Raw genomic sequence first — 7,708 nt, 5'->3', positions numbered from 1 at the left:
CGCCGTGAAAGGGCGGTGTCCTAGGCCTCTAGACGAAGGGGACCCTGGACCTTCACAACGAGTGGTGCTCGTCAGAAGTGGGGCGCATTTTAGGGAGCGATCGCCCCCCTGTCAACAACAAGATTTAACTTTTTTTCACCCAACTTTCCCCTCAAGAACAAACACTTACCGAAAACAGACAAAAAGACCAAAAAAGCAACAAGCGGCAAAAAATCTTGCAAAAAATCACTGATATGGACGGGCTTTTCCCGAAAAAGTGGTGTGATTGCAGGGTTATCAGTTATGCTTCAGTGATATAAGTAATAACTAACTCAGATAGCGGGCGAACAAGGGCCATGTCATCCACACTGATCATCAGCATTATCATCGCTGTTCTCGTTTTACTGATGAGCTATGCCTTTATCAGCCAGACAATCACGACACGACGTCAGCAAAAACAACGTCTGCTGACGGCCCTAAAGATTCGGGCCCGTGATTTCAAATTCTTAATCAATGGCTTCCCGCCCAATTTTTTATCCAAAGACCTCAGCATTCTGGTATATCGCTGCATTATTGAGGTTACCGAACAACTGGCCAAGCTCGAACCCAAAGAGAAGCTGTACGTTGAAGAATTGACGCTCTATAACAAGCAATTGGAAGAAGTTCAACGAAAACCCAAGAACGCCAAGCGTGCCAAACTCACCAATCCACAGCAAACCAAGGAAGTTAAGCGATTATTACAGGAGCTGAACAAGTTTCTCGCCCACCTCAGAAAACGTGGCACCATCAATGCCAGCCAGCATGCCAACTACGAGCAACAGATCAAGAACATGGTGGTGCAGCTGTCGGTGGATTCCTACATCATCAATGCCAAGCAGGCCAGCGGCTCCGGCAAAACCCGCTTGGCTATTCACTATTACACCCTGGCCAGAAAATTACTGGCCAAGGAAAGCGGTAAACAGAACTACCAGAAACAGATTCAGCAACTTAGCGGCGTCATTGCACAACTGGAAGAAAAAGCCCTCGCCGAAGAGGCTGCCGCAAACCCCGACAGAGCTGCCGCCGAAGCACAAGCCGAAGAACAAGCCGCCACTGAATGGGATGAATTCAACAAAGGCGACGAAAGCTGGAAGAAGAAGTCGGTCTACGATTAAGCTGCTCTGGCATTCGTCGTAAAGGAAACGATACGACTTATTTCAGCCATAGGGCGCCCAGACTCCAACTGCCACTGGTTAAATGCTTCCTGCGCCTTCAGTAAATCCCGTTGTGACGTCGGCATTTTGTCCACTACCCCTTCCGCCTTCAGAACATTAACCACATCCTCTGTCAGCAAAAAGGTATCCTTGCCCACCATCCGTAGAAAGCGAGCTCCGGATTGCCCGCCCATCTGGGTTCCCTGTTTTTTTAACAGCGTCCACAGGCCAACAATATTATCCGCTGGCCAGTCGGCCAGCAGCGCACCAAAAGATCCAAATTCGCGAATCACATCCAGCATCCAGATGGCATTGCCGCGAACCGCTTTAATCTTGCCAAAGTGGCGAATGATTCGATCATTTTGCATCAATGACTCAAGATCCTCATCGGACATCATCGCAACCTGATAGGGATCAAACTCAAAAAATGCCTGCTCAAAAGCCGGCCATTTGGCATCTACCATCGAGTGTTTCAGGCCGGCGCGAAAAATGCGCCGACTCATTTCAGACAGATAATAATGATTGGGCAGTTCGCGCAGATCAGACTCGGCGCGAATGTCCGGCAGCAGGGACTCAACCGCTTTGGCACTGCCTTTGTGCAGCACCGCGGTATCATAAATAGATTGAAAGGATCTCATTATTTTTCCCTTTACGACTTAGCAGTCTCCCCCAAAAGAGTCATCTCGAGCACAGCGAGAGATCCCTCACCTCGGTTCGGGATAACAGGATTGAACGTTTGTCACCCATTTTCTTTTAACGTCAAAGAGGCCGAATTCACACAATATCGCAAGCCGGTCGGTTGCGGCCCATCAGTAAAGACGTGACCAAGGTGGGAGCCGCACTTTTGACAGCGAATCTCGGTGCGAACCATACCGTGAGTGGTATCGCTCAACTCGTTAATGAGATCGCCCTGCAATGGTTCGAAAAAGCTGGGCCAACCACTGCCGGAATCGTATTTGGCGGACGAAGAAAACAATGGCTCCTGACAACAGCGACACAGATATTCCCCAGCGGTTTTGCAATCCCAGTACTCACCGGTAAACGCCCTTTCGGTACCCTGCTGGCGGCAGACTATAAACTCCTCTGGCGACAGCTTATCGCGCCAGTATTCATCGTCATTTAACTGATCTTCTGACATAATTCGACCTATTCATTTATTTGACAATCGAAGTGTGGCACAGACTGCCGCTCATCCCAATACAATCTGACGGTTCTATTGTTAGCCCTATGCATACGATCAACAAATCCGACAAGCTTCACGGCGTTTGCTACGACATCCGCGGCCCGGTTATGGAGCATGCCGTGCGCCTGGAAGAGGAAGGCCACCGCATCTTAAAACTGAACATCGGCAACCCGGCCCCCTTCGGCTTTGACGCCCCGGATGAAATCATGCTCGATGTCATTTACAACCTGCGCAATGCTCAGGGTTACTGCGAGTCACGTGGTTTGTTTGCCGCCCGTAAAGCCATTATGCAGGAGTGCCAGCGACTGGATATTCCCAATATCGACATCAATGATATCTTTCTTGGTAACGGTGTCAGTGAATTAATCATGATGTCGATGCAGGCCCTGCTGAACAACGGTGATGAGATGCTGGTGCCCTCACCGGACTACCCACTCTGGACTGCCGCGGTCAATCTCGCTGGCGGCAATGCGGTGCACTACACCTGTGACGAACAGGCAGACTGGTTCCCGGACATTGACGACATCCGCAGTAAAATCACCGACAAAACCCGTGGCATCGTCGTCATTAATCCCAACAACCCCACCGGCTCGGTCTATAGCCAGGAACTTCTGGAACAGATCGTGGAGCTGGCCCGGGAGAAAAACCTGATTATCTTTGCCGACGAAATCTACAGCAAAATCCTCTATGACGACGCCGAATTCGTGCCTATGGCTCGTCTGGCCGATGATGTGTTGTGCATCAGCTTTAATGGTCTCTCCAAGACCTACCGCTTGGCCGGCTTCCGTTCTGGCTGGATGATCATCAGCGGCGCCAAAAACAAAGCCGGCAGCTACCTCGAAGGCCTGGAGATGCTTTCCTCCATGCGTCTGTGCGCCAATGTACCGGCCATGTTTGCCATCCAGACAGCGCTGGGCGGGCACCAGAGCATCAATCAATTGATTGCTCCAGGTGGACGCCTACGTGAACAACGGGATATGGCCTGGGAGAAAATCAATGACATTCCCGGTGTCAGCTGTGTCAAACCCAAAGGCGCCATGTACCTGTTCCCCAAGATCAATCTTGATCACCACAAAATCCACAACGATCAGCAAATGGTGCTGGATTTTCTGTTGCAGGAAAAAATCCTGCTGGTTGAGGGCACAGCCTTTAACTGGAAAACACCGGATCATTTCCGCATCGTATTTTTGCCCAGAGCCGATGAGCTGGATGAAGCTCTGACCAAATTTGGTCACTTTATTGAGCGCTACAGCCAGTAAGCTTTTCAACAAGGCAGAGAACACCATGGGCGACATTCACATCGATGACTTCTATAAGGACGCAGGCAAGATACTGGCGTTGCTGTATCGCTCCTTCCCCAGAAAAACACTGCTGTTTGTGGAAGATATCTGTGGGCCGGACACTCCGGACGAATACGGGCTACACAGCGAGCGGCACCAATCGTGCTTTGGTGCAGCCATCTGGCTGGCGGAATCCGGTTACCTGAAGTACAGCGAAGCGGTGCGCCAGGAGGCTCTGGATCAAGCGGTCCTCAGTCACAAAGCCTTCACCCTGCTGTCGGCCCGCGCCGCTTTTTTACCCACTCACGACGATGCCGAGCATCTGCCGCCATCAGTGCGAGAAAGCCAGTCATCCAATATTTTTCTGTTGCGCGACGCCTTGAAAGTAGGCGACTCCAATAAAATCCGCCAAATCGTGCAACACCTTCTGGTGCAATCGAGGAACTACGCTTAAGGCTGATATTGGTAGTGAAACAGCTTCAGCTGTCGCGCCGGGTCCTCATCCGGAAAATCCGGATGCGCCGGTAACCGGCCGACCAGAACACTCTCCGGACACTCCTGAGCCATCAGCGCATGAATAAAGTCTTGATCCAGTTCTGGCGAATTCAGGCACACCAGGATATCCCCCCCGGGCACCAGCAACTGGGGAATGCGACGCAGTAATTTGCCGTAATCGCGCTCGGCCACAAAACTGCCGGGTTGATAGGACGGCGGATCCATAATCACCAGCTCGTAGGGCCCAGGGCGACGAATCCGCCCCCAGGATTTGAGAATATTTTCTGCCAGAAACTTTATATTGTCGGTCTTGTGCTGGTTGGCTCGGTGATTTTCCCGCCCCTGATTCAGCGACGAGCGACTCATATCAACATTAACCACCTGTGCCGCACCAGCAGCCTGCGCCACCACAGAAAAAGCACAGGTATAGGCAAACAGGTTGAGCACCCGCTTACCACTACAGCGACTTTCCAACCACTGCCTGCCGGGCTCCATATCCAGAAAGAAACCGACATTCTGGCGACCGTCCAGACAGATGGGAAACTGTAATTCACCGCGCCGAGCCACAGGTTTTTCAGGTAATGCACCCCAAACAGTCTCTGCCGGGGCGCCGGGCAGATAGCGACGCTGCACCTGCAAGGCCTGCAAGCCATATTCCTGAGCCAGCTGAATAACGGACGAGATCAACGACGTCTCAACATCTGCCTCTGAAGGTTTGAAAAATGTCAGTAACATCACCGGTGCAAACAGATCCAGCGTAACCTGCTCAAACCCCGGAAAGCAGCAGCCACGGCCGTGAAACAATCTCTGGCTCGACCACTGTTCCAGCGGAAGGGCGGAACGGCTCAACATGCTTAAACGAGCAGAGGCTTCAATAACTGGCGCACTCATACTTCAATCCCCAGCGGATAGAGGATGGTATCGCGATAACCGGTAATAACCGGTATGTAGCCTTGCCACTGCCGATCCAGCGCTAAATCGTTACTGTCCATCAACAGAGATCGGCCTTGCAGCGCTCGAATCTTGGTTTTGGTCGCCACCACCCATAGATTATCCCGGCCAACGCGCTTTAAAACCCCGGGTGAGAATTGCTGATTGCCACGTCCGATCAATGATCCCTGGCCACCGGTAATCGACAACACGGCCACCACCTCCCCGGAATGACCGGCCAGCAACTGCTCCAGTTCTCCGGCGCCCACATCGCTGGCAACAAGGCACTCATTGCACACCACATCCACCCCCAGCAGGGTGTTAGTCAGGCCCAGTTGATCCATCAATGCCTGAGTGGTGGTACCGGCGCCCACCAGATACAGAGTATCGGGTTCCATGCGCTCCAGTAATTCAGCGGCGATATCATCCAGCACCAGTTCCTCAATTTCTCGCCCGGTACCATCTTTCACCTGCTGCACAAAATGGCCAACCTGCGGCACCTGCATATCACCGTAGTGGCGACTCCTGACCACCCCCTGACGCAATCCGGCCTCATCAATATCCCGAACTTCCTGCTCACACAAATCCACCAGCTCAGCGACCAGCATCCGTTTAATGACCTCGGCGGCGGCCTCGGGTGAAATGGCAAATACCCCGGAATGCATCTTAACGCCAGAGGGCATACCCAGTACCGGAATCTTCTGACCAACAACCGAACAAATGTCCCGGGCCGTGCCGTCCCCACCGGCAAACAAAATCAGATCCACCCCTTGCGCAACCAGAGCTTGGGCCGCTCGACGGGTATCTTCAGCGGTTGAAGGCTCGGACTCAGCCGTCCCCAGAATCACGGGATCAAAACCAGCCTCACGGGCAATGTCTTCACCCAGTGCACCGGCAAATGTGGCGAGTGTGATTGCCGCCCGCTGCTCGGTAGTGAGTGACTGCAGGCAGCGCAGAGCCCTCTCTGGCGCACGCAGCTCGGCCCCCTGAGCAATGGCCTCAGCCACCAACTGGCTGTCATCGCTGCCCTTTAATGCCGCAGGGCCGCCAACACCAGCTAATGGGTTGAGAATAAAGCCGATATGCAGAGAGTGAATGATCTGATTCATGAATATGAATTTTAAGTCCTTAAATTTACGGCACTCTAGCGGGCAAAGGGGGTCTTAACAACCACGGATTGTTACCCATGTAATCTAAGCGTCACAAAAGCGTCTTATAGTGCCCCCAACTTAAAACCGAACGTTAAAGAGGGTGTTATGTTGAGTATTCAAGCCCCATTAGTTGCAACCAGTGCACAGCAGCAAAGTCATTTTGCCAGAGACTTTCATGGCGCCGCCATTATTGATGCCAGCGGCAATGAAATTCCTATGACCGCCGAGATGATTGATTCCACCCTGGAGCGCCTCAGTGAAGAGTGGGAGCGCCAGCATCACAACCAGAGCCGCTACCCCTACAATCTGACCCTGTAACAAGTTCGGCGCACACTGCCTATTTGGTAACGGCAAATCCCAGCAGCGCCAGCGCCTGTTGCAGCTGCAGCCGGTCCTGATCGTTGTGACCGTCACCCAGTACAACCTGATTGACAAAGAACTCCCGGCGCTTGGGGTAGTCTTTGCGCAGCTGGTCAAACACGCCCCCCACAGTATCAAGTCCAGCCAAAGCTGCCCGCATCCGGCGATCGTCCCCGGCAATATCAAAACCGGACAAAATAGCCTGATTGAGGCACTCCTGCAGCGGCTGATCAGCCAGAGTCACTATTTGGCCTCCGCCCTGCAACAGTGACTCGTCGCGCTCAACCACATCAAGCCCGAGAAAGCGGCACACACTCTGGTAAATCATCTCGGTACCGGCCACCTTGCCATCGTAGGAATAGCCGGCAATATGCGGGGTTGCCAGATCCACCAACGGCAACAAAGCCAGATCAATTTCAGGCTCCGGCTCCCAGACATCCAACACCACATTGATATCATTGCGCCGCTGCAAACATTTTCGCAACGCCTGATTATCAATCACCGGGCCCCTACCAGCATTCAACAGCAGACAGCCGGGTTTCAGTTGCGCCAGCTCCGCCTCACCCAGCAGGTGCCAACTGGGGTGCTCGCCGCTTCGGGTCAAGGGGGCATGCAAACACACCACATCAGCCTGCAATGCCGTACGAAGACTAACCGCATCGGACGGATCAAGATCCTGCCGCGCAGCCACATCAATCAGCGGATCGTAAAAGCTGACTTCCAGCCCCAGAGCTTTAAGCCGGCGGTATAGAGCGCCGCCGACATTGCCACAACCGACCACCGCAAAACTCAGCGATAGCCACTGCGGGCGCAATTGGGCCAGCGCACTGAAAACGTATTCCACCACCGAGTTGGCATTGCAGCCCGGGGCACTGGCGTAGCCAATCCCCTGCTGATCGAGAAACTGGGTATCGAGATGATCCACCCCTATGGTGCAGGTCCCGACAAAACGCACCCGACTGCCTAGCAGCAGGTCTTTATCCACACGCGTAACAGAGCGAACCACCAGCACATCGGCTTCGCGCACGTCGTCAGCACTGATCCGTCGACCAGGACGAGTGACCACCTCGCCAAAACGCTCGAAGAAATGGCGAACATGGGGAATATTTTCGTCGGCAACAATACGCATAGCCATCG

9 protein-coding genes are annotated in these 7,708 nt (G+C 53.2%); 4 read left to right on the top strand and 5 right to left on the bottom strand.

Annotation, left to right across the window (positions count from 1 at the left end):
* Window positions 1–335: 335 nt before the first annotated feature.
* Window positions 336–1,133: a hypothetical protein gene (locus ACPXV9_RS11450; RefSeq protein ID WP_423897102.1), complete on the top strand. Its 798-nt coding sequence runs from the start codon at window positions 336–338 to the stop codon at window positions 1,131–1,133.
* Here the strand turns inward: ACPXV9_RS11450 and ACPXV9_RS11445 are convergent.
* Together ACPXV9_RS11445 and msrB are read right to left on the bottom strand one after the other, a co-directional pair.
* Window positions 1,130–1,810, bottom strand: a complete 681-nt coding sequence (locus ACPXV9_RS11445; protein WP_423897101.1) for a DNA-3-methyladenine glycosylase I — start codon at window positions 1,808–1,810, stop codon at window positions 1,130–1,132. The genes ACPXV9_RS11450 and ACPXV9_RS11445 overlap by 4 nt on opposite strands.
* 101 nt (window positions 1,811–1,911) lie before the next feature.
* Entirely contained in the window at window positions 1,912–2,310 is a 399-nt protein-coding gene (gene msrB, locus ACPXV9_RS11440; protein WP_423897098.1) for a peptide-methionine (R)-S-oxide reductase MsrB, read from the bottom strand.
* 89 nt (window positions 2,311–2,399) lie between these two features.
* On the opposite strand from msrB, the gene ACPXV9_RS11435 reads away from it, so the two are divergent.
* Together ACPXV9_RS11435 and ACPXV9_RS11430 are read left to right on the top strand one after the other, a co-directional pair.
* Window positions 2,400–3,614: a pyridoxal phosphate-dependent aminotransferase gene (locus ACPXV9_RS11435; protein WP_423897095.1), complete on the top strand. Its 1,215-nt coding sequence runs from the start codon at window positions 2,400–2,402 to the stop codon at window positions 3,612–3,614.
* A 25-nt stretch (window positions 3,615–3,639) separates the two neighbouring features.
* Window positions 3,640–4,089, top strand: a complete 450-nt coding sequence (locus ACPXV9_RS11430; RefSeq protein WP_423897092.1) for a hypothetical protein — start codon at window positions 3,640–3,642, stop codon at window positions 4,087–4,089.
* On the opposite strand, the gene ACPXV9_RS11425 is transcribed toward ACPXV9_RS11430, so the two are convergent.
* Both ACPXV9_RS11425 and ACPXV9_RS11420 read right to left on the bottom strand, forming a co-directional pair.
* The gene (locus ACPXV9_RS11425; protein WP_423897091.1) at window positions 4,086–5,021 is read right to left on the bottom strand and encodes a class I SAM-dependent methyltransferase; all 936 of its coding nucleotides are present in this window, start codon (window positions 5,019–5,021) and stop codon (window positions 4,086–4,088) included. The two genes, ACPXV9_RS11430 and ACPXV9_RS11425, sit on opposite strands and share 4 nt — an antisense overlap.
* Window positions 5,018–6,169 (bottom strand): ATP-NAD kinase family protein, encoded by a 1,152-nt coding sequence (locus ACPXV9_RS11420; protein WP_423897088.1) that lies wholly within the window; start codon window positions 6,167–6,169, stop codon window positions 5,018–5,020. The genes ACPXV9_RS11425 and ACPXV9_RS11420 overlap by 4 nt, the downstream gene beginning before the upstream one ends.
* A 147-nt stretch (window positions 6,170–6,316) precedes the next feature.
* Between ACPXV9_RS11420 and ACPXV9_RS11415 the strand changes: the two genes are divergently transcribed.
* Window positions 6,317–6,529 carry a PA1571 family protein gene (locus ACPXV9_RS11415; RefSeq protein WP_423897086.1) on the top strand — a complete coding sequence of 71 codons (213 nt, stop codon included), beginning with the start codon at window positions 6,317–6,319 and terminating at the stop codon, window positions 6,527–6,529.
* A gap of 19 nt (window positions 6,530–6,548) precedes the next feature.
* Here the strand turns inward: ACPXV9_RS11415 and ACPXV9_RS11410 are convergent, their stop codons facing one another.
* The gene (locus ACPXV9_RS11410) at window positions 6,549–7,706 is read right to left on the bottom strand and encodes a 4-phosphoerythronate dehydrogenase (protein WP_423897084.1); all 1,158 of its coding nucleotides are present in this window, start codon (window positions 7,704–7,706) and stop codon (window positions 6,549–6,551) included.
* Window positions 7,707–7,708 lie beyond the last annotated feature (2 nt).

The organism is Candidatus Pelagadaptatus aseana (assembly GCF_040362265.1).
Lineage (GTDB): Bacteria > Pseudomonadota > Gammaproteobacteria > Pseudomonadales > Cellvibrionaceae > Pelagadaptatus > Pelagadaptatus aseana.
Note: the sequence above shows the minus strand (reverse complement) of the source record. Positions and strands in the feature narration are given on the sequence as shown.